Below are 21,580 nucleotides of genomic sequence, written 5' to 3'. Positions count from 1 at the left end.
AAATGAGTAAAAATAAATCCAATTCATTATTTGAAAGTCAGCAAGTAAAAGAAGCTTTAGTGCAATCTTTTGTAAAGCTTAACCCGAAAGTAATGTTCAAAAATCCAGTCATGTTTACGGTGGAGATTGGAACTGCCATTATGTTCATTATGTGTATTGCCATTTTAATGGGTGCGCAAAATCAAGGTAGTTTTATCTATAATTTCATCGTGTTTATAATATTGTTTTTAACACTTTTGTTTGCCAATTTTGCAGAAGCTATTGCAGAAGCAAGAGGAAAAGCACAAGCAGATAGTTTAAGAAAAACCAGAGAAGAAACACCTGCTAAAAAAGTTATAGCTATTGGAAAAATTAGTTCTGGCGATATTGAAATGATTTCTTCTTCGCAACTTAAAAAAGGAGATATGTTTTTCTGTGAAGCAGGAGATGTAATTCCTACAGATGGAGAAATTATTGAAGGTTTAGCCACAATAGATGAAAGCGCTATCACTGGAGAAAGTGCTCCTGTTATTCGAGAAGCTGGTGGCGATAAAAGTTCGGTAACTGGTGGAACAAAAGTATTAAGTGACAGAATAACAGTAAAAGTAACTACTGAACCTGGTGAAAGTTTTCTGGATAAAATGATTGCTTTGGTAGAAGGCGCCAGTCGTCAAAAAACACCTAATGAAATTGCCTTAACTATTTTGTTAGCCGCTTTTACTTTAATTTTCGTAATCGTGTGTGTGACTTTAAAACCATTCGCAGATTATGCTAACGCGCCGATTACAATTGCTGCTTTTATTTCACTTTTTGTGTGTTTAATTCCAACAACCATTGGCGGATTATTATCAGCTATTGGTATTGCCGGAATGGACAGAGCCTTACGAGCAAACGTAATTACAAAATCTGGTAAAGCGGTGGAAACTGCTGGAGATATTGATGTGTTACTTTTAGATAAAACGGGTACAATTACTATCGGAAATAGAAAAGCCACTAGTTTTTATCCAACTAATGGCGTTTCTAAAGAGGATTTTATTCAATCAGCGGTTTTAAGTTCTTTAGCAGATGATACTCCAGAAGGAAAGAGTATTGTAGAATTAGCAGGAAATGAAGTTGCTCAAAAACTTTCTATTGATGGTGCAACTTTAATCAAATTTACAGCCGAAACCAGAACTAGTGGTGTAGTTTTAAAAGACGGAACCAATATTAGAAAAGGAGCACAAGATGCTGCTAAAAACATTTCGGAACAAGCGGGACATAAATTTCCAGAAGACACGGCTAAACAAGTAATAGAAATTTCTTCCAACGGTGGAACGCCATTAGTAGTGATTAAAAACAGCCAAGTTCAAGGTGTAGTGGAATTGCAAGACATCATCAAAACAGGAATGAAAGAACGTTTTGATCGTTTGCGAAAAATGGGTGTGAAAACCGTTATGGTTACAGGTGATAATCCGTTAACAGCCAAATTCATTGCAGAAAAAGCGGGTGTTGATGATTTTATTGCTGAAGCGAAACCAGAAGACAAAATGAACTACATCAAAAATGAGCAACAAAACGGAAAATTAGTTGCCATGATGGGTGATGGTACGAATGATGCACCCGCTCTTGCTCAAGCCGATGTTGGTGTAGCTATGAATAGTGGAACTCAAGCGGCTAAAGAAGCAGGAAACATGGTGGATTTAGATAATGATCCAACCAAATTAATTGAAATTGTTGAAATTGGAAAACAATTATTAATGACAAGAGGAACACTCACAACTTTCTCTATTGCTAATGATGTTGCCAAGTATTTCGCTATCGTTCCAGCACTTTTTATTGGATCTATTCCAGCGTTACAAGGTTTGAATATTATGCGTTTACATAGTCCAGAAAGTGCCATTTTATCAGCAGTAATTTTCAATGCTATCATTATTCCAATATTAATTCCGTTAGCATTACGTGGTGTGGATTACAAACCAATTGGTGCAAGTGCCATTCTAAAAAGAAATCTTTTGATTTATGGTTTAGGAGGAATAATTATACCTTTTATTGGTATCAAATTGATCGATTTAGTGGTAGCTATGTTTTTTTAAAAAATGAAATAAAATGAAAAATATAGTATCAATACTCATCATTCCCATACTCATTCCATTAAAATTTTATAAATCAGTTGGATCAAATGCTTACTTTAAAAGTAATCTTATGCTTTATGTGTTGGGAGGATTGATGGTTCCGTTTATTGGAATCAAATTGATAGAAGTAGTTATAACAATGTTCTTTAAAAATTAAATAAAATGAAAAATATAATATCAATACTAAAATTTACTGTTTTAATAGTAATTTTGTTTGCAGTCATCTATCCTTTAACCATCTTAGGGATTGCCCAATTTGCTCCAAACCAAGGTAAAGGAGAAACCCTTTCGGTAAATGGTAAAGTGGTTGGATATCAAAAAATAGGTCAAAAGTTTGATAAAGCAAACTATTTTTGGGGACGACCATCAGCTGTAGAGTATAATGCAGCAGGAAGTGGCGGAAGCAATAAAGGAGCAAGTAATGCCGAATATTTAGCTCAAGTTCAAAAAAGAATTGATACTTTTTTAGTGGTGCATCCCTATTTGAAAAAATCGGAAATACCAGCTGATATGGTAACGGCATCTGGAAGTGGATTAGATCCAAATATTTCGCCACAAGGTGCTTTAATTCAAGTAAAAAGAGTAGCTGATGCCAGAAAATTATCTGAAGAAAAAGTAAAACAATTAGTAGAAAAAATAAGTAACAAACCAACCCTTATGGGAACTGAAACCGTAAACGTTTTAGAATTGAACATCGCTTTAGAGCAATTGAAATAAAAAATTAAATGAAAAAAATAATATTGACAGCTTTAGGAGCTTTCGGATTTACAATAGGTAACGCTCAAGAAGCAGCAAAAGAGAAAAGTCCATTAACCTTTTCAGGATATTTAGAAGCGTATTACAGTTACGATTTCGGAAATCCAGATAATCATTTAAGACCCGGATTTGCGTATAGTCATAATAAACACAATGAGTTAAACCTGAATTTAGGAATGGCAAAAGTAAATTATGCAAAAGACAATATCAGAGGAAACTTTGCTTTAATGGGCGGAACGTATGCCCAATATAACTTAGCAGCCGAACAAGATTTAATGAAAAATATCTACGAAGCGAATGTTGGAGTTAAAATTTCAGCGAAACATAATTTATGGGTTGATGCAGGAGTTATGCCTTCGCATATTGGTTTTGAAAGTGCTATTGGAAAAGATTGCCAAACTTTAACTCGAAGCCTATTAGCAGATAATTCACCTTATTATGAAGCTGGAGCAAAAATTGGCTATACTTCTAAATCTGAAAAATGGTATGTAGCAGCCCTATATTTAAACGGTTGGCAACGTATTCAAAAAGTGGATGGGAATCAAACGCCAGCTTTTGGAACGCAAGTAACTTACAAACCATCTGGAAAAACGACATTAAATTGGAGTACTTATGTAGGAAATGAACAACCTAACAAAGATAGAAAATGGCGTTATTTCAATAATATTTACGGCCAATTTAAAGTTTCAGAGAAAACCAATTTACTTGCTGGTTTTGATATTGGAGCACAACAAACTCTAAAAGGTAGCAGTGCTTATGAAACTTGGTATTCACCTGTTATTATCGCACAATATAAACCAACTGCTAAAATTCAGTTGGCGGCAAGAGGCGAATATTATCAAGATAAAAACGGAGTAATCATCGCTACAGGAACTGAAAATGGTTTTAAAACTTTCGGTTATTCTGCTAACTTTGATTATCTAGTTTCGGATAATGCTATGTTCAGAATTGAAGCGCGTTCCTTAAATAGTAAGGATGCTATTTTCTTAAGAAACAATAATCCAACAGATAGTAATTTCTTTATTACTACTTCTTTGGCTATTTCTTTCTAGTTAAAATATTAAATATAATTTACAAATCCTACAAGGTTAATTTTGATCTTGTAGGTTATTTTCGTTAACTATGGATGCTGAAAAAGAAAAAAACGTAAAACATTTTCTAGATTTAATTCAAAAATCTAGAAAAGGAAAATTCAAAGTTTATATTGGAATGAGCGCCGGTGTGGGTAAAACTTATCGAATGCTACAAGAAGCTCATACACTTTTGAAGAAAGGCATTGATGTTAAGATTGGTTATATTGAAACGCATAATCGTAAAGAAACGCATGAATTATTGGCTGGACTTCCCGTAATTCCAAGAAGAACCATTTTCTATAAAGGAAAAGAATTGGAAGAAATGGATGTGCAAGCCATTATCAATCTTCGTCCAGAAATTGTCATTGTGGATGAATTAGCCCATACGAATATTGAAGGAAGCAAAAATGAAAAACGCTGGCAAGATGTTTTAGAAATTTTAGATGCTGGAATTAATGTGATTTCCGCAGTTAATATTCAACATATTGAAAGTTTAAATCAAAATGTAAAAGACATTACTAATGTTGATGTTCAAGAACGAGTTCCAGATAATGTTTTGCGTTTAGCAGATGAAGTAGTAAATATCGACTTAACTTCAGATGAATTAATCACACGATTAAAAGAAGGGAAAATTTATACTGAAGATAAAATTCAGGCGGCATTAAATAACTTTTTCAAATCCGATCAAATACTTCAATTAAGAGAACTTGCACTGAAAGAAGTGGCAAGTCAAGTGGTTAGAAAAGTAGAAAATGAAGTACCAAAAAATGCAGCTTTAAGACACGAAAAGCTTTTAGCTTGCATCAGTAGTAATGATAAAACGGCCAAAATAATAATCAGAAAAGCTGCGCGTTTAGCTAGCTATTATAACAGTAATTGGTATGTTTTATACATTGAAACGCCAAATGAAAGTAGTGATAAAATTGCTTTGGACAAACAACGCTATTTAATCAATAACTTTAAGCTTGCAACCGAGTTAGGTGCAGAAGTTATAAAAGTTCAAAGTTCTAATATAACGGATGCTATATTAGATATTGTGGAACAAAAAGACATTACAACGGTTTGCATTGGAAAACCACACTTAAATTTATTTAAAGTAATTTTGTCTACTAATGTATTTAATAAATTATTAAATAATCTTTCATCATCTAATATTGACCTTGTAATTCTTTCCTAATGAGAATAAAAACTAAATTAAATCTAGGTGTAGGTGTATTGTTCTTACTAATAATAATACTTTCTATAATAAGTGCTTTTTATATATATTCTATAAAAAAAGACACGCAAAACATCATTAAAGCTAATTACGAAACATTAGAGTATTCTAGAAATATGCTTTTAGCTTTAGATGAAATTAAGGAGAATGATTCAAAATCTGTTGCTTTTTTTGAAGTCAATTTGAAAAAGCAGTTGAGTAATATTACAGAAGCTGGAGAAAATAAGGCAACTTATAAATTAAGAGATAATTTTAATTATCTTAAAACCAATATGCTAAACGATAGTATTAAGTTTCAAATACATCAAAATATTTTTGAGATTATGAAACTTAATATGGACGCCATTAAACAAAAAAGTGATGTAGCAAAAAAAACAGCAGAAACCGCCAACTTTTGGGTGATTATTATTGGAACATTATGTTTTCTTATTGCCTTTAATTTATTAGTTAATTTACCTAATAATATAGCGAATCCCATTAAGGAATTAACCACAAGTATTCAAGAAATTGCGAATAAAAACTATTCTAAACGAGTACATTTTATAGATCATAATGAATTTGGAGATTTGGCTGATTCATTTAATACTATGGCAGAAAAACTGGAAGAATATAATAGTACTAATTTGTTTAAATTGTTGTTTGAAAAGAAACGATTGGAAACCTTAATCAATAATATGCATGATCCAATTATCGGATTAGATAATGAGGATAGTATTCTATTTGTAAATAATGAAGCTTTAAAAATTATTGGCTTAAAAAAGGAAGATGTCATAGGTAAATCGGCTCTTAAATTAGCTTTAGAAAACGATTTGATAAGAACGCTATTAAACACTAAAAATAACTCACAGAAATCAGCACCTATAAAAATATTTGCTGATGGAAAAGAAAGTTATTTTGAAACAGAAACAGTTAATATAACAATCACACCAACTGGAGAAGATAAAACGATTGATATTGGTGATGTAATTATTTTAAGAAATATTACTATTTTTAAAGAATTAGATTTCGCTAAAACTAATTTTATTGCAACTGTTTCACACGAATTGAAAACACCAATATCGTCAATTAAATTCAGTTTACAATTGTTAGAAAAAGCTGAAACAGGAGACATCAATGAAGATCAAAAACAATTAATTGAGAGCATTAAAGATGACAGCCAAAGACTTTTGAAAATTACTGGGGAACTATTAGATATTTCTCAATTAGAAACAGGTAACATTCATTTAAGTATCGAAAAAAGTAATCCATATCACATTGTAAATTATGCTTTAGAAGCGGTAAAAGTTCAAGCAGAGCAGAAACAAATTAATCTTATTGTTGAAGCTGAAAATGATTTACCTGATATTAAAGCAGATAGTGAAAAAACAGGTTGGGTTTTAATCAATTTTCTAACGAATGCCATTACGTATTCTTCAAGTAACAGTCAAATACTTGTCAAATTAAAAAAAGTAAACCATCAAGTTGTATTTCAAGTTATTGATAATGGAAAAGGAATTGATAAGCATTATCAATCGAAAGTTTTCGATAAATATTTTCAGATTCCTGGAAGTAATAAATCAGGGACAGGATTAGGTTTAGCAATAAGTAAAGAATTCATAGAAGCTCAAAATGGTACAATTGCAGTTGAAAGTGAACTAGGTTTAGGTAGTACTTTTAGTATTGGTTTGAATGTTCTTTAAAAAGACAGTATTAAAGAAGCTTTAATGTTTAAATAAAAAGGTTTTAATTCTATTTTTAACTCTTATTGTCTAAAACCTTAGTGTCTCACAGTTTTAAGTAATATCTATGGGAAATGTGCTAAAACACATGTTTTGATGCGTATTTTTAAGGCTAAAAATATTTGGTTAACCACATGAAGTTTATTATTTATATAAAATGCAAAATCCTATCAAATATCTGATAGGATTTTTTTTGTTTTATTTATTTAGTAGGCTTGTTTTTTAAAACGGTTAATTTAATATTAACTAAAAATACTTGTAAGCCCAATAAATACGTTGTTAAAGTGACCAAAATGGGATTCGAACCCATACGCCTTGCAGCACCACCCCCTCAAGATGGCGAGTCTACCAATTCCTCCACATGGCCTTAAATAAAAAAAGAAGCTAAACAATTTGTTTAGCTTCTTTTGTGACCCCGCTGGGATTCGAACCCAGGACCCCTACATTAAAAGTGTAATGCTCTACCAGCTGAGCTACAGAGTCGTAGCAATGAAGTTGTAATTTTTATGTTTTGAATATTTTTAGTGACCCCGCTGGGATTCGAACCCAGGACCCCTACATTAAAAGTGTAATGCTCTACCAGCTGAGCTACAGAGTCTAAAACTATTCCTTCATTGCGGGTGCAAATATAGGACGATTTATTTATTTTGCAATAGCTTTTGTATAATATTTTAATATTTTTTTTGAAATAATTTATAACCCCTTAATTTATAAGTATTTGTTGTTTTTCGAATTTAAATAATAATTAAAGTTTCATTAAATTATTATACATTTATACCATAAAAAGAGATAAAATATTATGAAAATTATTCTAGTTGGTTACATGGCATCTGGAAAATCTACGATTGGAAAGCTACTTTCTGAGTCGTTAGGTATTCTTTTTTATGATTTAGACGATTTAATAAAGAATAATTTGAATTTAAAGATAAATGAAATCTTTGAACAAAAGGGCGAATTGTTTTTTAGAAAAAAGGAAAGAGAAGTTTTAGAGCAATTTTTAAATACAACTGATAATTATGTTTTAGCCTTAGGTGGAGGAACACCATGTTATTATGATAATTTCGAATTGTATCAATCTTCAAGTATTCATTCTATTTACTTAAAAGCGTCTTTAAGCACTTTGTTGGAGCGATTACACCATCAGAAAGCATCAAGACCATTAGTATCTCGTTTTAATGAAGAAGAGCTTCAGGAGTTTGTAGCGAAGCATTTGTTTGAGCGTAGTTATTTCTATCATCAAGTACAAACAATAGTTTCAATTGATAATAAAAAGGAATTGGAAGTTGTAAATGAAATTGTTTCTAAGCTAACTTAAGTATACGTAAGAATTACTTTCCTCAAAAACCACTTGAACATGTTCTTGTAAAGAAGTTGATAACGATAATCCTTTAAAGTCTGCCTTTACAGGGTATTTTTTATGATTTCTGTCAATCAATACTGCTGTTTTAAATTTGTTTAAAGGAACATTTAAAAAGTGCTTAATCGCATAAATTAAAGTTCCACCAGAATTTAAAACATCGTCAACTAAAACTAAGTTTTTATTGGCATATTCGTCAGAATTTAAAGAAGTTGTAATGGGATCTGACGGATTTTGTTTATTAATATTAACTTCACAAATAGTAATTTTTATTTCGCTAATGGTTTCTAATTGCTTGGCAATTTTTTGAGCAAATGTAAATCCACTGTTTGAAATTCCTGCAATTACTAATTCAGAATCGTTCGCAAACGTTTCATAAATTTGATAAGCTATACGTTTTGTTTTGTGTTCTATTTCGGTGTGAGTTAATATAATGTGTTGCATGGTTTATTTTTTTTCAAATGTAAAAAACAATTCTTTATTTGCGCGTGGTTTTATCGAATTATATGCAGGTTCTAATGTTTTTATTGTAAATTTTTCTGAAAACAGATTTACATATTCTTCATAGCTTCCTCCAAAAGGTGGTCCAACTTCCGTTAACGGAAAATTAAAAAACAAACCCGCTATTTTTCCTTTTTCAGACAATAAATCAAACATTTTTGAGACATATTTTTCTCGGAGATTAGGTTGTAAAGCACAAAAGAAGGTTTGTTCAATAATTAAATCATAGGTTTTGGTATGATTAAAAAAATCATCACAAATTAAATGTTTCTCTAATGCATAGTTTCTTTTTATGATAGCATCAATGGGTTGTTGGGCATAATCAATCACAAAAACATTGTGGAAACCTTTTTCAATTAAATAATCTAATTCATAAGCATTTCCAGCACCTGGAATTAGAATTTTCAATTCTTTGTTTTCCAATTGATCAATATATTCCTTTAATGGCGTTGAAATATGCCCAATATCCCAAATAGCATCATTGTTTTCGTATCGGTTTTCCCAATATTCTTTATTCAATGTCGTCATCACTATCGTTTTCAGTATAATCGGAAATATCTCTTCGGTCTTTTTTAGTTGGCCTTCCTTCTCCTTTTGCTCTATAATGTTCTTTAGAAAGTTTTATCATTTCTAAATGCTCAAAAGATTCTGCTGGCGTTTCATCTTTTCTGTATAAATCTACTAATTTGGCGGCGACTCTATTTGGCGGAATATCTAAAACCTTAACTATATAGTTAATTTGATCTCTTCTTAAAGTAATTTTATCTAAAGGAAAAACATCTCTTGAAGCTTTTGCTTTGATATTATTTACCGAAACATGTCCTTTTTTAATGGCTTCAGCCGCAAGACCTCTTGTTTTATAGTATCTGATACACCATAAGTATTTATCAATTCGCATAAAATTCAAAAATCAATGTTAATATTTGTACAAAAATAAATGAAAATCGTATCTTGCGAGCACTTTTTTAAATTAAAATATTACAAAATGAAATTATCATTAAGATTATTACTTTTATTACCATTTATATTTGTCATGGTTGGATGTCCAACAGATGATCCACCAGCTGGAGTAGAAGCAAGACCTTATTCTGAGGTTTATAATGAAGATATTGCTGAAATTGAAGATTTTATGGATTCACACTTTATGACAGTAGATGGTGATTATAACGTTACTTTTACTGAAATTACTGCTAGTACTCCTGGAGTTGCAATTTCTGCTCATCCAGATTTAGATTTTAAAACAATCAATAAAGGTGGAGTAGATCATAAATTATATTTCATAAAATTAAGAGAAGGAGTTGGTTCTAATCCTACAAAATTGGATTCAGTTTTTAGTGCTTATAAAGGACATAAAACAGATTTGACGAATTTTGATGAAGCTTCTTCACCAGTTTGGTTTCAATTAGAACAAGTAATTCAAGGATGGCAAGAAATATTCCCGGAATTTAAAACAGGTAATGCTGTATTGGATAACTCAACAGGTATTACTACTTACAGTGATTTTGGTGCTGGTGTGATGTTTGTTCCAAGTGGTTTGGCATATTTTAATGGAAGTGTTAGCTCAATATCTAGTTATACTCCAATTATATTTAATTTTAAATTGATGAAGTTGCGATATAAAGACCATGATGGAGATAAATTACTTTCTAAAGATGAATATTTAGGAACTGGTTTGGTCACAGGAACCGCAATAGATAGTGATGGTGATGGAAAACCTAATTATGGTGATTTTGATGATGATAATGATGGTATATTAACTAAGAATGAATATAAAGATAAGACTGTAAGATTAACTTCTAATCCTTTAACTCCAATTAGTATTCCAACATCAAACGGAAAATATATTTACAATCAATTACCAGATTGTAGTGGTAATCAATTTGTTTTACCAAATAAACCTAAACATTTGAATTCAAGTTGTCAATAATTTAAATAAAAAAATCCTGCTTTTAGCAGGATTTTTTTATTTGTAATACTAATTGGAAACTTTATCTTTGTTAAAAAAATAAACATGACAAATTTACAATCCATTATTGAAGCAGCATGGGATAATCGTGCATTGTTACAAGAAGAAACTACTCAAAATGCCATTAGAGAAGTTGTTGATTTATTAGATAACGGAACTCTTCGTGTAGCGGAACCAGTTGCTTCTGGTTGGCAAGTGAATGAATGGGTGAAAAAAGCAGTAGTAATGTATTTTCCAATTCAAAAAATGGAAACATTAGAAGCAGGTATTTTTGAATATCACGATAAAATTCCATTAAAACGTAACTATGCTGAAAGAGGAATTAGAGTCGTGCCAAATGCTGTTGCACGTCATGGAGCTTATATTTCTTCAGGTGTAATTTTAATGCCATCTTATGTAAATATTGGTGCGTATGTTGATGAAGGAACCATGGTAGATACTTGGGCAACTGTTGGTAGTTGTGCACAAATTGGTAAACACGTACATTTAAGTGGTGGAGTAGGAATTGGTGGTGTTTTAGAACCTTTACAAGCCGCTCCAGTAATTATTGAAGACGGAGCTTTTATTGGTTCTCGTTGTATCGTAGTGGAAGGAGTTCGTGTGGAAAAAGAAGCTGTTTTAGGAGCAAATGTTTGTTTAACAGCCTCTACAAAAATTATTGACGTAACTGGAAGTGAACCAATTGAATATAAAGGTGTTGTACCTTCACGCTCTGTAGTAATTCCTGGAACTTATACTAAAAAATTCCCAGCAGGAGAATTTCAAGTTCCATGTGCTTTAATTATCGGGCAAAGAAAAGCATCTACAGATTTGAAAACATCACTAAATGATGCTTTAAGAGAATATAACGTAGCTGTATAATGAATATTGGGTTTGAAGCAAAAAGAGTTTTTCATAATAAAACCGGATTAGGTAATTATAGTCGAGATTTAGTTCGAATTTTAGCTACTTATTTTCCAGATCATCTTTATTTTTTATATAATCCAAAACCATATAAAAAGACTCTTTTTGTTTCCAACACTATTAATGTTTTTGAGAAAAATCCTATATCTAAATTCAATCAAAAATTTAAGAATATTTGGCGTCAAAAAACAGTTGTAAAAGATTTAGTTAAGGATCAAATTGCTATTTATCACGGACTTTCGGGCGAATTGCCAATAGGATTAGAAAAAAAAGGAATTAAATCTGTGGTAACTATTCACGATTTAATTTTTGTTCGCTATCCAAATTTATACTCTTTTTTTGATAGAAAAATACATTTTTATAAGTTTAAAAAAGCAGTGGAAAGAGCCAATTTGGTAATTGCAATTAGCGAACAAACTAAAAAAGATATTATTACTTATTTGCATATTGATGCGGATAAAATTAGAGTAGTTTACCAAGGCTGTCAGGATGTTTTTAAAAAAGAATATGCTGACGCTCATAAAAAACTAGTGGTTAAAAAATTCCATTTACCAGAATCATTTGTTTTAAATGTAGGAACAATTGAAGAAAGAAAGAACGCGTTAACGATTGTAAAAGCAATTAAAAATTTAGACGTTCATTTAGTGCTAATTGGAAAAGAAACAGAATATTCTCAAAAAATTCACCAATATATTTCTGAAAATAAATTAGAACAACGAGTTCATTTTTTAAAAGGATTATCAAGCGAAGAATTAGCGATTGTTTATCAATTAGCTTCCGTTTTCGTTTATCCGTCTATTTTTGAAGGTTTCGGAATTCCAATAATTGAAGCGTTGTATTCAAAAACTCCAGTCATAACAAATAAAACAGGTGTTTTTTCTGAAGCAGCAGGACCAAATTCTTTATACATTGAACCTTTCGATGTAGAAGATTTATCACATAAAATAGAAAAAATTTTAACAGATAAATCATTAGCTTCCAAAATGAAAGCAGAAGGATTTAAATTTGTACAACAATTTAATGATGAAGTAATCGCAACAAAATTATTTTCTGTTTATAACGAATTAGTATGATAAATAAAAAACCTAATATAGTTATAGATATCGACAGAATGAAGTATCCAAATACGGGTATGTTTGAATTTTGCTCTAATCTTTACGAATCATTTAAAAACAACAATCAGTTTCAATTTATTTTCTATAAACACAAAAAAACTATTTTAGATAATTTTTCTAAATCTATAAATATTAAGGTTTTAGATAGATTATTATTAAGGGTTTCACCAAAATACGATGTTTGGCATACAACCAACCAATTGGCTACAAGAATTCCTGTAAATGCTAAAAAATTGGTTTATACTATTCACGATTTAAATTTTTTGTATGCGAATAAATCGGAAAGCAAAAAAAATAAGCTTTTAAATAAAATTCAGACCAATATAAATAGAGCGGATTACTTGACATTTATTTCAGAATTCAGTCATCAAGATGTAAAAAACAGATTGAATATTGAAGGAAAAAAGTATAAAGTTGTTTATAATGGTGTCACAATTAAACAACCAGTTAGTGAGCCAAAAATACTTCCGAATAAACCATTTCTATTTAGTTTAGGAGTTATTGATCCAAAAAAAAATATTCATACGATATTACCGTTACTTCAAGTTTCAGATTATGATTTAGTAATTTCAGGTAAAGTAACAAACGAAAAGTATTTTCAGATTATTTTGGCAGATATTAAAAAAATGAATTTGGAAAATCGTGTCTTTTTTACGAATACAATTTCAGACAATGACAAGTATTGGTATTTGAAAAATTGCGAAGCTTTTCTTTTTCCTTCAATATCAGAAGGATTCGGAATTCCACCTATTGAAGCGATGCGATTTGGAAAGCCTGTGTTTTTATCTAATTTAACGAGTTTACCTGAAATAGGAGGAAATGCCGCTTATTATTTTGATAGTTTCGATTCGGATAAAATGCAACAAGTATTTTTAAACGGAATGAAAGATTACGCTGAAAATCTTAGCAAAAAAGATGAAATTATCAACTGGTCTTTGCAATTTACATGGGAAAAAGCGAGCAAAGAATATATTGAAATTTATAACGATTTATTGTAGTTTTCATTAGATTTTACCAACTTGGTAAACATATAATACGCTGAAAAAACTGCCCAATAAAAGCCTTCCTTACCATTTAGAAAATTTCTGTCTAAGAAATATTTCTTAAAAAATTCAAATTTTGTTTTTACTAGAATCGTAATGCCAGAGAACTTTTTGTTTTTCTCTTGCGCGTATAAAGTCGTGTATTTGTTCAATTTTGTGATGTATTGCTCAATTGAAAAATAGCTGTAATGTAAAAAATCATGTTTCAATTTACTCGTATTTCCTTCAATAAGTAAATTTTCATGTACCATATTATCTGTAAACTTTCCGTGTTTTTTATTGAAAAATCTTAAAATATGTTTGTTGCTTTCACTTCCATATTTGAATATCTTATTTAAAAACACATGAGTTCTCGGAATAAAATAACCATTACAATTTGAAGAAAGCTTTAAATTTTGAATTTCGTTTATTAAGTCATCCGACAAAACTTCATCTGCATCTAATGATAAAACCCAATCATTTTTAGTTTGATTTAAAGCGAATTGCTTTTGTTTACCAAAGTTTTCAAACTTATTATAAATCACTTTTGCACCAAATGATTCGCAAATAGCAACAGTTTTATCTGTACTTCCAGAATCTACTACAACAATTTCATCCGACCAATTTAATTTCTCTAAGCATTTAGAAATTATATTTTCTTCGTTATATGAAATGATAAAAATTGAAATCTTAGTTTCCATTGTTTGTGTTTTTAACTATTCCGTTCTCAATAAAAGTAACGTTATGTTTTTTATTGAATTCTCTAATTTTGAAATTTTCTTCCCAATTTTTTTGAGTGGCATATTTTCTGTCGTGTTCCAAATGTAAACAAATAGCGCTATATCTAATTTGCTTCGATTTTATACCAGAATTAAACAATCTTTCGCCTAATTCTCTATCTAAACCGCCATAATTCATGTCTTCATTAAAACCATTTACAGCTAATAAATCGGCTTTGTAACAAGAAGAATTATGTCCGTTAAATGTTTTTTTAGTTGGTGTAATCCAATTCATAAATTTTGCAAAAAAGGCATTATGTGTCAATTTTGTCAATTTAAAATTTAATTTCAACCCATTTTTTAACAACCAATTTATTTTAAAACAATTACTTGCTTCAATATCTTGATTGGTAATTAATTTAGAAATTATTAAAGGTAATTTATAATAGCCACCTGATAAAAAAAAGCCTTTTTCTTTGTTTTTCAAATGATTAGAAATGAAATCATTTCTAGGAATGCAATCGCCATCCGTAAATAATAAATAAGTACTATTGCTTTTTAAAATGGCTTTGTTTAGGATTTTTGTTTTCTGAAAACCATTATCTTCTTGCCAAACATGAATAATAGGATGTTGAAATTTATTTGAAAAACTATCAATTAGTTGTTTTGTTTTTTCAGTTGACCCATCGTCTGCTATTATGATTTCGAAGTTTTTTTCAGTTTGAAAAAGAAAACCTTGCAATACCTTAATTAACCATTCTTCAGAATTGTAAGTGGTTATTATAATAGATATTTTTAAGGTCATTTTATGGTTTTTGAAAGCATTATTTTTCAAAAATAAACTTTAATTATTTAATTTTTTACTTCAATTTGAATTTCTTTTTGAAATCTCGTCTTTTTTCAGATTTATTAAAGAAAGCACTCGTGTGTTTCCACATTAAATTGAAAACTTCTTCTTCAGTTTTTTGATATAATTTGGCATATTCTGCACTGATTATCTGTATCATATATTCAGAAGGCGTTAATCGGCAAAGGTTTTTCATTCTTAAATTGAAATCCATTTCTTTGTGAAACGACATTCGATTTAAATCGATTAGGAAAAAATCAAAGGAACCAGATGCATTTTTCTTAATCAAAGTATTTCCTGGAGAATGATCTTTAAACTCAATTCCAGCTTCATGAAGTTGAAAACAAAAATGAGCCAATTGTTTTAAAATAGTATCTAAATCGGCATTATAACCATCAAATAAATCTTTAAAAACATAATCAACTGTAATGTGTTCGCAAACATAATAACTGTCTAAAAGGCGTAGTATATTTTTGTTTTCATAATAGCCAATTGGTTTTGGAGTCCCAATGTTTTTTTGGAGTAAAATAGTAGCAAATTCAAATGATCTTCTAGCTTTTGATTTTCTAAAATATCGGTAAATGATTCCGTTAATAAGAATAGGAACTTTAAAAGATTTTATGTTTAAAACTATATCGTTATAAGGAAATGTTTTTATAATGTTTCTTTTCCCTGCAACTAATAAATCGCCTTGATTTTCAAAATTTTTAATGATGTCTACTACCGATTTATCCATAGGTTTTGTTTGATTTACAAATGTAATTGAAATCTTTGTAAAAAAACAATATCTTTGTTTTTTAAAAATGTAAATATGTTGCCTAAAATTGCTGTAATAAGTTTTGATCATTGGAATTATGATGTGCATATTGTTAATGCATTACAGGAAAAAGGTATCGAAAGTTTTCATATCAAAATTGGAGATTTCAAGTACAAAAACAAATGGGAAAGAGTTAAAAATAGTTTAAGTAAAATATTTTTAGGAAAAAATCCCAAACTAAAAAAAAGACAGGATTACATTTTAAATCAACTTCAAGAAAAAGGTTTTCAAGATCAAATTTTAGTAATTAATCCAGAATTAATTGATTTAGAATATCATCTTAAAATTAAAAAACACACAAAAAAATATATCGCTTATTTGTATGATAGCGTTTCAAGATGTCCAGTGGAACATTTGTTAGACGGAATTTTTGATGAAATATATTCTTTCGATAAAAATGATATTTCAACGTACGGATTTTCAGCAACTTCAAATTACATTTATTTTAAATTAGAAGAAAATACTCAAAAAACTACAAACGATTTTGTGTATATTGGTTCAATTGATAATCGCGTAAATCATTTAAACGCCATTGCACAAAAACTAAAAGATGAAGGTAAAACCTATACTTTTTATGCGATTGGTAAGAAAGCTTTTGTTTGCCAGTTGAAACAGTTTTTCTTAGGAGAAAATAAACATATTACTTTTCGAAAAAACAGATTTAATCAATCGGAAACATTAGATATTTATAGGAATAGTAACGTTATTATCGATTTAGTTAGAGAAAATCAAACGGGTTTAAGTTTTAGGGTTTTTGAAGCGATGGGTTTGCAAAAAAATGTAATCACAAACAACAAATCTATTTCAACTTATGATATTTCCGATTCAGGAAAGATTGTTTATCTTGACGATTTACTAAAGATAAATAATGTGTCTTTTAATGAAGGAAATTATCCGAATGAATTAAGAGAAAAATACCATATTAATAATTGGATACAAACTGTTTTTAAAGTGTAATATGATAAAAATAGGTGTAGCAATGTGTACTTTCAATGGAGAAAAGTATTTGAAAGAACAATTAGATTCGATATTAAATCAGACTATAAAAGTGGATGAGATTATTGTTTGTGATGATAAGTCTACGGATAAAACATTAGAAATATTAGAAGAATACAGCATAAAAAACCCAACAGTTTTTAAGATTTTTAAAAATGAAATTACTTTAAGAAGTGTCAAGAATTTTGAAAAAGCAATTTCACTAACTACTTCAGATTATATCTTTTTATCAGATCAAGATGATTTTTGGAAAGCCAATAAAGTTGAAAAAACTCTGTCTTTTTTCGATAGTAATCAAGATTTTGATGCGGTGTTTTCTAATGCGAATTTCATTGACGAAAATAGCAAAATATTAGGTAGTAATTTATGGAATTCTATTTATTTTAATAGTGATTTTGTAGGTTATGATGAGCTTTTTAAATATATTGTATTAAAGAGAAATGTTGTAACTGGAGCTACCTTTTGTTTTAAAAAACAAGTAAAAGAATATGTGCTTCCTTTTCCAGTAATTCCTCAATTTCATCATGATCATTGGATGGCTTTTTTAGTTTCACAAAAAAATAAATTAGGATTTATAATTGAAGAATTAATTTCATACAGATTACATGATAAACAACAAGTTGGTTCTTCTTTAAAAGAATCTAAGTTTAAAAAATTTAAAAGTGAAGTTGTAGAAAATTATATTATTGAAAACAGGAAAAATTTCTTTTTCAAAAGCAAAATTTCTAAAACATTAAAAAATAATTTAGAAATATATAGGGCCCTTCAACAAGTTAGCGCAACTAATAAAACGGAAATTTCAGCAGCTATCAATTTATTGCAACAAAAAATAAATAATCTTTAATATCATGAGAAGTCCTTTAGTTTCCATAATTATTCCAGTTTTTAATGATGAAAAGTTTATTAAAGAAACTATTCAATCGGTTAAAAATCAGGTTTATATTAATTGGGAATGTATTATTGTAAATGATGGTTCTGTTGATAGTTCTGAAAGTATTATACAGAATGAAATAAGTAATGATTCTCGTTTTACTTATGTTTTTAAAGAAAATTCAGGTGTTTCAGACACTAGAAATTTAGCAATTAAACAGGCAAAAGGAGAATTTATTTTGCCGTTGGATTCTGATGATTTAATAAGTGTCAATTATATTTTAGATTGTGTTGCCGTTTTTGAAAAACAACCCAACACAAAATTAGTCTATTGTAAAGCGGAGTTTTTTGGTGAGAAAAAGGGTGCTTTTAAACTTAGAGCATACTTTTACAAGGATTTAATTGTACGAAATTCTATTTTTTGTTCTGCTATGTATAAAAAAGCAGATTATTTGAATACAGATGGATACGATTCTAATTTGAAATTAGGATTAGAAGATTGGGAATTTTGGATTCAGTTGTTAGACGAAAATTGCAAAGTTGTAAAAATAAATAAAGTTCATTTTTATTATCGAATTAAGGAAATTTCTAGAAATTCAATTCACGAAAATGATTCAAAATTGAAGCAAATTCATGAATATATTTTTAATAAGCATAAAGCATTATATGAAGATTTATTATTCAAAGGTCATCCTAAATTAGATTCAGTTTATAATTTAGTACATGCTGTAAATGAATTAACTAAAATTAAAAAATCATTCGGCTATCAAATTTATAAAATGGAAAGAGAAATTAAAAAACTATTTGTAAAATGAAAATTTTGAGAATATTTAAATTGTTTATAACAATTTTGCCTAAATTAAAGAAACAAGAAATTTATTTTTTTTTCCCATTTTATCATTTAGGTGGAGCTGAAACGGTTCATAATGATATTTTAGAAGTTTTTTCAAAAAAAGATTCTGTTTGTTTTATTACGAATAAATCTGTAAATAAATTTAATAAAGCAAATTTCGAAAAATCTACCGTATTACTTGAAATTAATAAGATAATTAGAAGTAGATTTTTAAAAAAAATAGCTTTAAAAAAAATATCAAGCAAAATTAACGCCACTAATAATCCAATTGTATTTGGTTGTAATTCTGAGTTTTTCTATGAATTAATTCCTTATTTAGATGAGAAAGTTAAAGTCATAGATTTAATTCATGCTTTCTCATATGAAGAAAATTCTGCTGCTGAAAAAGTTAGTTTAAAAGTAGTTGAACGTATTAATAAGCGAGTTGTTTTAGGGGAAAAAACAAAAACAGATTTTAAAGAATTATATTTGAAAGAAAATAAAAATTTAGCTTTATTAGAAAGGATTAAAATTATAAAGAACAAAGTCAATGTTCCGGAAGTGAAAATAATTAAAGATTTTTTATCACCAATGGTTATTCTTTTTGTTGCAAGAGATAGTTATGAAAAAAGGCCTGAATTGTTTTTTGAAATAGCCAAAAAAAGCTATGAAATTAATCCAGATATAAAATTTAAAGTGATAGGAGACAATTTCGAGAATCATGAAATATCTCCAAATGTTGAGATAATTGGACCAATTCAAGAAAAAAATATAATTAATACTTACTATAAAGAAGCGGATTTAATTTTAATTACATCTTCAAGAGAAGGTTTTCCAATGGTTATTTTGGAAGGAATGTCTTATGGAGTTGTTCCAATTAGTACCAATGTTGGTGAAATTTCTACTTTTATAAACGATAAAAATCAGAATGGCTTTCTAATCGATAATCATACTGATAAACAACAAATAGTAGCTGATTTTTTAGAAAGTATTCAATACATAAATAAAAACAGAAATACTTTAGAAAAATATTCATTGAATGCGTATAACTCTGTAAAACAGGAATTTTCTTCAGAAACTAATAAAGAAAATTATCTAAATTTATTTTTCAATTAAAAAAGATGACACCAAAAGTAACCGTATTTATAGCATTGTATAATGCCGAAAATTATATAAAAGAAACAATTGAAAGTGTTTTAAATCAGACATTTAATGATTATGAAATCTTAATTATTAATGATGGTTCAACAGATAACTCTGTAGATGTTGTAAATCAATTTGATGATTCTCGTATAAGATTACTTCATAATGAAAAAAATAGCGGAGAAAGATTTACAAGGCATAGAGCGCTTACTGAAGCAAAAGGTAAATATATTGCTGTTTTAGATGCGGATGATTTAGCTTTACCAAATAGATTAGAAATGCAAGTTGATTTCTTAGAAAATAATCCTGATTATGTACTTTGTGGTGGTTGGGCAAAATGTATTGATGAAAATGGTAAATTAAATAATAATTTAATGACTCCTAAAACAGCAAACGAAGAGATTAAAATGAATATGCTTTTTCAAAATCAATTTGTAAACTCAAGTACCATGTATTTGAAGGATATTGGTTTAAAAGTTGGAGGTTATAATGGAGAAGATATCCCACCTGATTACGATTTTTTTTCAAAAATAACAGAGAAATACAATATTGCAAATTTGCCTCATTATTTTATTTTGTACAGACAACATTCTAATTCAATTTCAATTACGAATAGAGCTGCATTAAGAAAAGGAGAATTAAATATTCTTAGCTTTTTATACGAAAAATTTAATTTAGAGGAAAGCTTACTAAAAGTACCTCACAGCTTTTTTACAGAAGATTTTTCTGAATTAAAATATAATGAGATTAAAATCTTTTTCGAAAAAATAATTTCAGAAAATAAACGTAACAATTACTATAGTAATGAACAGTTTGTTGAAGTAGTTTTTAATAAATGGTTAAAAATAGTTATCAATAAAAAAAATAGAAAGATTGCATTAGATTTTATAAATAATCCAATTTTTGATTATAAAAAACTTAATTTTAAAGAAAAAAGAAAAATCTTTAAGATTGTAATAAATCCCTTTAGATAATGGACATCAATACTGAAATACATAACGCGTACGAAGTCATCAAAAATGGCGGAATTATACTTTATCCAACTGATACCGTTTGGGGAATTGGTTGCGATGCCTCCAATGAAGAAGCAGTTGCGAAAATTTACGCTTTGAAACAACGTGAAGAAAGTAAAAGCATGATTTGCTTAATGAATGGCGAAAAAATGATGTACAATGTTTTTGCTAAAATTCCAGAAGTTGCTTGGGAAATTTTGGATAATTCTGAAAGACCAACCACATTGATTTTAGATCAACCCAAAAACGTAGCAAAAAATATTATTGCTGAAGATAATACACTTGGAATTAGATTGGTAAAGGAACCTTTTTGCTTCAAATTAATGGAAAGAATGAAACGACCTTTAGTTTCTACTTCTGCTAATATTTCCGGACAACCAACTCCTATGAATTTCAAAGAAATTTCTCCAGAAATTATAAAAGGAGTCGACTATGTTGTAAATTTGCACCGCGATAAAGTTTGCAAAAAACCATCGGCAATTATAAAATTAACATTAGATAGTCAGGTAAAAGTGATTAGACGATAATTCAATTAGCCAATAAACCAATTTGACAATTAGTCAATTGATACTGTAAGAATACATATTGGGAATAAAATATACGCCACGAATTCACTAATTAAAATT

General features: G+C 29.0%; 22 protein-coding genes and 3 tRNA genes. 16 read left to right on the top strand and 9 right to left on the bottom strand.

The genetic code is table 11. From position 1 onward, the window contains the following. Positions 1-2: 2 nt before the first annotated feature. The 5 genes from kdpB (at position 3) to UEQ13_RS12160 (ending at position 6,814) form a co-directional block, all read left to right on the top strand. Entirely contained in the window at positions 3-2,051 is a 2,049-nt protein-coding gene (gene kdpB / locus UEQ13_RS12180) for a potassium-transporting ATPase subunit KdpB (RefSeq protein ID WP_329806619.1), read from the top strand. Positions 2,052-2,252: 201 nt separating this feature from the next. After that, complete coding sequence (locus tag UEQ13_RS12175; protein WP_329806618.1) at positions 2,253-2,807, top strand: K(+)-transporting ATPase subunit C; 555 nt, start codon at positions 2,253-2,255, stop codon at positions 2,805-2,807. 8 nt (positions 2,808-2,815) lie between these two features. After that, positions 2,816-3,898 (top strand): porin, encoded by a 1,083-nt coding sequence (locus UEQ13_RS12170; RefSeq protein ID WP_329806617.1) that lies wholly within the window; start codon positions 2,816-2,818, stop codon positions 3,896-3,898. A gap of 70 nt (positions 3,899-3,968) precedes the next feature. Further along, a complete protein-coding gene (locus UEQ13_RS12165) occupies positions 3,969-5,096 on the top strand; it encodes a sensor protein KdpD (RefSeq protein ID WP_329806616.1) in 1,128 nt (375 codons plus the stop codon). Next, on the top strand, positions 5,096-6,814 hold the full coding sequence (locus UEQ13_RS12160) for a sensor histidine kinase (protein WP_329806615.1): 1,719 nt from the start codon (positions 5,096-5,098) through the stop codon (positions 6,812-6,814). The genes UEQ13_RS12165 and UEQ13_RS12160 overlap by 1 nt, the downstream gene beginning before the upstream one ends. A 324-nt stretch (positions 6,815-7,138) precedes the next feature. Here the strand turns inward: UEQ13_RS12160 and UEQ13_RS12155 are convergent. The 3 genes from UEQ13_RS12155 to UEQ13_RS12145 form a co-directional block, all read right to left on the bottom strand. Then, positions 7,139-7,220, bottom strand: a tRNA-Leu gene (locus UEQ13_RS12155). Between the two features lie 43 nt (positions 7,221-7,263). Further along, positions 7,264-7,336: transfer RNA gene (locus UEQ13_RS12150), tRNA-Lys, on the bottom strand. A 42-nt stretch (positions 7,337-7,378) separates the two neighbouring features. Continuing rightward, positions 7,379-7,451, bottom strand: a tRNA-Lys gene (locus UEQ13_RS12145). Between the two features lie 201 nt (positions 7,452-7,652). Between UEQ13_RS12145 and UEQ13_RS12140 the strand changes: the two genes are divergently transcribed. Next, entirely contained in the window at positions 7,653-8,168 is a 516-nt protein-coding gene (locus tag UEQ13_RS12140) for a shikimate kinase (protein WP_329806614.1), read from the top strand. Here the strand turns inward: UEQ13_RS12140 and UEQ13_RS12135 are convergent. The 3 genes from UEQ13_RS12135 to UEQ13_RS12125 are packed head-to-tail and all read right to left on the bottom strand — an operon-like array spanning position 8,160 to position 9,609. After that, complete coding sequence (locus UEQ13_RS12135) at positions 8,160-8,654, bottom strand: phosphoribosyltransferase family protein (protein ID WP_329806613.1); 495 nt, start codon at positions 8,652-8,654, stop codon at positions 8,160-8,162. The two genes, UEQ13_RS12140 and UEQ13_RS12135, sit on opposite strands and share 9 nt — an antisense overlap. Before the next feature lie 3 nt (positions 8,655-8,657). Further along, entirely contained in the window at positions 8,658-9,239 is a 582-nt protein-coding gene (locus UEQ13_RS12130) for a class I SAM-dependent methyltransferase (RefSeq protein WP_329806612.1), read from the bottom strand. Next, positions 9,223-9,609: an RNA-binding S4 domain-containing protein gene (locus UEQ13_RS12125; RefSeq protein ID WP_329806611.1), complete on the bottom strand. Its 387-nt coding sequence runs from the start codon at positions 9,607-9,609 to the stop codon at positions 9,223-9,225. Before UEQ13_RS12125 ends, UEQ13_RS12130 begins: the two co-directional genes overlap by 17 nt. Positions 9,610-9,696: 87 nt before the next feature. Here UEQ13_RS12125 and UEQ13_RS12120 point away from each other — a divergent pair, with 87 nt between their 5' ends. The 4 genes from UEQ13_RS12120 to UEQ13_RS12105 all read left to right on the top strand — a co-directional run bounded on the left by UEQ13_RS12120 (position 9,697) and on the right by UEQ13_RS12105 (position 13,693). Next, the gene (locus UEQ13_RS12120) at positions 9,697-10,638 is read left to right on the top strand and encodes an FKBP-type peptidyl-prolyl cis-trans isomerase (RefSeq protein ID WP_329806610.1); all 942 of its coding nucleotides are present in this window, start codon (positions 9,697-9,699) and stop codon (positions 10,636-10,638) included. 84 nt (positions 10,639-10,722) lie between these two features. Next, complete coding sequence (locus UEQ13_RS12115; RefSeq protein WP_329806609.1) at positions 10,723-11,538, top strand: 2,3,4,5-tetrahydropyridine-2,6-dicarboxylate N-succinyltransferase; 816 nt, start codon at positions 10,723-10,725, stop codon at positions 11,536-11,538. Beyond that, positions 11,538-12,653 carry a glycosyltransferase family 4 protein gene (locus tag UEQ13_RS12110; protein WP_329806608.1) on the top strand — a complete coding sequence of 372 codons (1,116 nt, stop codon included), beginning with the start codon at positions 11,538-11,540 and terminating at the stop codon, positions 12,651-12,653. The genes UEQ13_RS12115 and UEQ13_RS12110 overlap by 1 nt, the downstream gene beginning before the upstream one ends. Beyond that, positions 12,650-13,693 carry a glycosyltransferase family 4 protein gene (locus UEQ13_RS12105; RefSeq protein ID WP_329806607.1) on the top strand — a complete coding sequence of 348 codons (1,044 nt, stop codon included), beginning with the start codon at positions 12,650-12,652 and terminating at the stop codon, positions 13,691-13,693. Before UEQ13_RS12110 ends, UEQ13_RS12105 begins: the two co-directional genes overlap by 4 nt. Here UEQ13_RS12105 and UEQ13_RS12100 read toward each other — a convergent pair. From UEQ13_RS12100 to UEQ13_RS12090, 3 genes are read right to left on the bottom strand one after another with little or no spacing between them, the layout of a single operon-like run. Beyond that, positions 13,675-14,418, bottom strand: coding sequence for a glycosyltransferase family 2 protein (locus tag UEQ13_RS12100; RefSeq protein WP_329806606.1), 744 nt, complete (start codon positions 14,416-14,418; stop codon positions 13,675-13,677). The genes UEQ13_RS12105 and UEQ13_RS12100 overlap by 19 nt on opposite strands. Further along, on the bottom strand, positions 14,408-15,241 hold the full coding sequence (locus tag UEQ13_RS12095) for a glycosyltransferase family 2 protein (RefSeq protein WP_329806605.1): 834 nt from the start codon (positions 15,239-15,241) through the stop codon (positions 14,408-14,410). Before UEQ13_RS12095 ends, UEQ13_RS12100 begins: the two co-directional genes overlap by 11 nt. Positions 15,242-15,296: 55 nt before the next feature. After that, positions 15,297-16,019 (bottom strand): lipopolysaccharide kinase InaA family protein, encoded by a 723-nt coding sequence (locus tag UEQ13_RS12090; RefSeq protein WP_329806604.1) that lies wholly within the window; start codon positions 16,017-16,019, stop codon positions 15,297-15,299. 75 nt (positions 16,020-16,094) lie between these two features. Here UEQ13_RS12090 and UEQ13_RS12085 point away from each other — a divergent pair, with 75 nt between their 5' ends. The 6 genes from UEQ13_RS12085 to UEQ13_RS12060 are packed head-to-tail and all read left to right on the top strand — an operon-like array spanning position 16,095 to position 21,481. Continuing rightward, a complete protein-coding gene (locus UEQ13_RS12085) occupies positions 16,095-17,057 on the top strand; it encodes a hypothetical protein (RefSeq protein WP_329806603.1) in 963 nt (320 codons plus the stop codon). A 1-nt stretch (position 17,058) separates the two neighbouring features. After that, complete coding sequence (locus UEQ13_RS12080; RefSeq protein ID WP_329806602.1) at positions 17,059-17,940, top strand: glycosyltransferase family 2 protein; 882 nt, start codon at positions 17,059-17,061, stop codon at positions 17,938-17,940. Between the two features lie 4 nt (positions 17,941-17,944). Further along, on the top strand, positions 17,945-18,781 hold the full coding sequence (locus UEQ13_RS12075; RefSeq protein ID WP_329806601.1) for a glycosyltransferase: 837 nt from the start codon (positions 17,945-17,947) through the stop codon (positions 18,779-18,781). After that, positions 18,778-19,914 (top strand): glycosyltransferase family 4 protein, encoded by a 1,137-nt coding sequence (locus tag UEQ13_RS12070; RefSeq protein ID WP_329806600.1) that lies wholly within the window; start codon positions 18,778-18,780, stop codon positions 19,912-19,914. The genes UEQ13_RS12075 and UEQ13_RS12070 overlap by 4 nt, the downstream gene beginning before the upstream one ends. A 5-nt stretch (positions 19,915-19,919) precedes the next feature. Then, positions 19,920-20,915 carry a glycosyltransferase family 2 protein gene (locus UEQ13_RS12065; protein WP_329806599.1) on the top strand — a complete coding sequence of 332 codons (996 nt, stop codon included), beginning with the start codon at positions 19,920-19,922 and terminating at the stop codon, positions 20,913-20,915. After that, complete coding sequence (locus UEQ13_RS12060) at positions 20,915-21,481, top strand: L-threonylcarbamoyladenylate synthase (RefSeq protein WP_329806598.1); 567 nt, start codon at positions 20,915-20,917, stop codon at positions 21,479-21,481. The genes UEQ13_RS12065 and UEQ13_RS12060 overlap by 1 nt, the downstream gene beginning before the upstream one ends. Positions 21,482-21,580: the final 99 nt, after the last annotated feature.

Origin of the sequence: Flavobacterium facile (assembly GCF_036321945.1) — a bacterium.
Taxonomy (GTDB): domain Bacteria; phylum Bacteroidota; class Bacteroidia; order Flavobacteriales; family Flavobacteriaceae; genus Flavobacterium; species Flavobacterium facile.
Note: the sequence above shows the minus strand (reverse complement) of the source record. Positions and strands in the feature narration are given on the sequence as shown.

Bases quoted from the DNA above. Each gene is read 5' to 3' on its own strand.
- kdpB (WP_329806619.1), top strand. From the start codon at position 3: ATGAGTAAAAATAAATCCAATTCATTATTTGAAAGTCAGCAAGTAAAA.
- UEQ13_RS12175 (WP_329806618.1), top strand. From the start codon at position 2,253: ATGAAAAATATAATATCAATACTAAAATTTACTGTTTTAATAGTAATT.
- UEQ13_RS12170 (WP_329806617.1), top strand. From the start codon at position 2,816: ATGAAAAAAATAATATTGACAGCTTTAGGAGCTTTCGGATTTACAATA.
- UEQ13_RS12165 (WP_329806616.1), top strand. From the start codon at position 3,969: ATGGATGCTGAAAAAGAAAAAAACGTAAAACATTTTCTAGATTTAATT.
- UEQ13_RS12160 (WP_329806615.1), top strand. From the start codon at position 5,096: ATGAGAATAAAAACTAAATTAAATCTAGGTGTAGGTGTATTGTTCTTA.
- UEQ13_RS12140 (WP_329806614.1), top strand. From the start codon at position 7,653: ATGAAAATTATTCTAGTTGGTTACATGGCATCTGGAAAATCTACGATT.
- UEQ13_RS12135 (WP_329806613.1), bottom strand. From the start codon at position 8,654: ATGCAACACATTATATTAACTCACACCGAAATAGAACACAAAACAAAA.
- UEQ13_RS12130 (WP_329806612.1), bottom strand. From the start codon at position 9,239: ATGACGACATTGAATAAAGAATATTGGGAAAACCGATACGAAAACAAT.
- UEQ13_RS12125 (WP_329806611.1), bottom strand. From the start codon at position 9,609: ATGCGAATTGATAAATACTTATGGTGTATCAGATACTATAAAACAAGA.
- UEQ13_RS12120 (WP_329806610.1), top strand. From the start codon at position 9,697: ATGAAATTATCATTAAGATTATTACTTTTATTACCATTTATATTTGTC.
- UEQ13_RS12115 (WP_329806609.1), top strand. From the start codon at position 10,723: ATGACAAATTTACAATCCATTATTGAAGCAGCATGGGATAATCGTGCA.
- UEQ13_RS12110 (WP_329806608.1), top strand. From the start codon at position 11,538: ATGAATATTGGGTTTGAAGCAAAAAGAGTTTTTCATAATAAAACCGGA.
- UEQ13_RS12105 (WP_329806607.1), top strand. From the start codon at position 12,650: ATGATAAATAAAAAACCTAATATAGTTATAGATATCGACAGAATGAAG.
- UEQ13_RS12100 (WP_329806606.1), bottom strand. From the start codon at position 14,418: ATGGAAACTAAGATTTCAATTTTTATCATTTCATATAACGAAGAAAAT.
- UEQ13_RS12095 (WP_329806605.1), bottom strand. From the start codon at position 15,241: ATGACCTTAAAAATATCTATTATAATAACCACTTACAATTCTGAAGAA.
- UEQ13_RS12090 (WP_329806604.1), bottom strand. From the start codon at position 16,019: ATGGATAAATCGGTAGTAGACATCATTAAAAATTTTGAAAATCAAGGC.
- UEQ13_RS12085 (WP_329806603.1), top strand. From the start codon at position 16,095: ATGTTGCCTAAAATTGCTGTAATAAGTTTTGATCATTGGAATTATGAT.
- UEQ13_RS12080 (WP_329806602.1), top strand. From the start codon at position 17,059: ATGATAAAAATAGGTGTAGCAATGTGTACTTTCAATGGAGAAAAGTAT.
- UEQ13_RS12075 (WP_329806601.1), top strand. From the start codon at position 17,945: ATGAGAAGTCCTTTAGTTTCCATAATTATTCCAGTTTTTAATGATGAA.
- UEQ13_RS12070 (WP_329806600.1), top strand. From the start codon at position 18,778: ATGAAAATTTTGAGAATATTTAAATTGTTTATAACAATTTTGCCTAAA.
- UEQ13_RS12065 (WP_329806599.1), top strand. From the start codon at position 19,920: ATGACACCAAAAGTAACCGTATTTATAGCATTGTATAATGCCGAAAAT.
- UEQ13_RS12060 (WP_329806598.1), top strand. From the start codon at position 20,915: ATGGACATCAATACTGAAATACATAACGCGTACGAAGTCATCAAAAAT.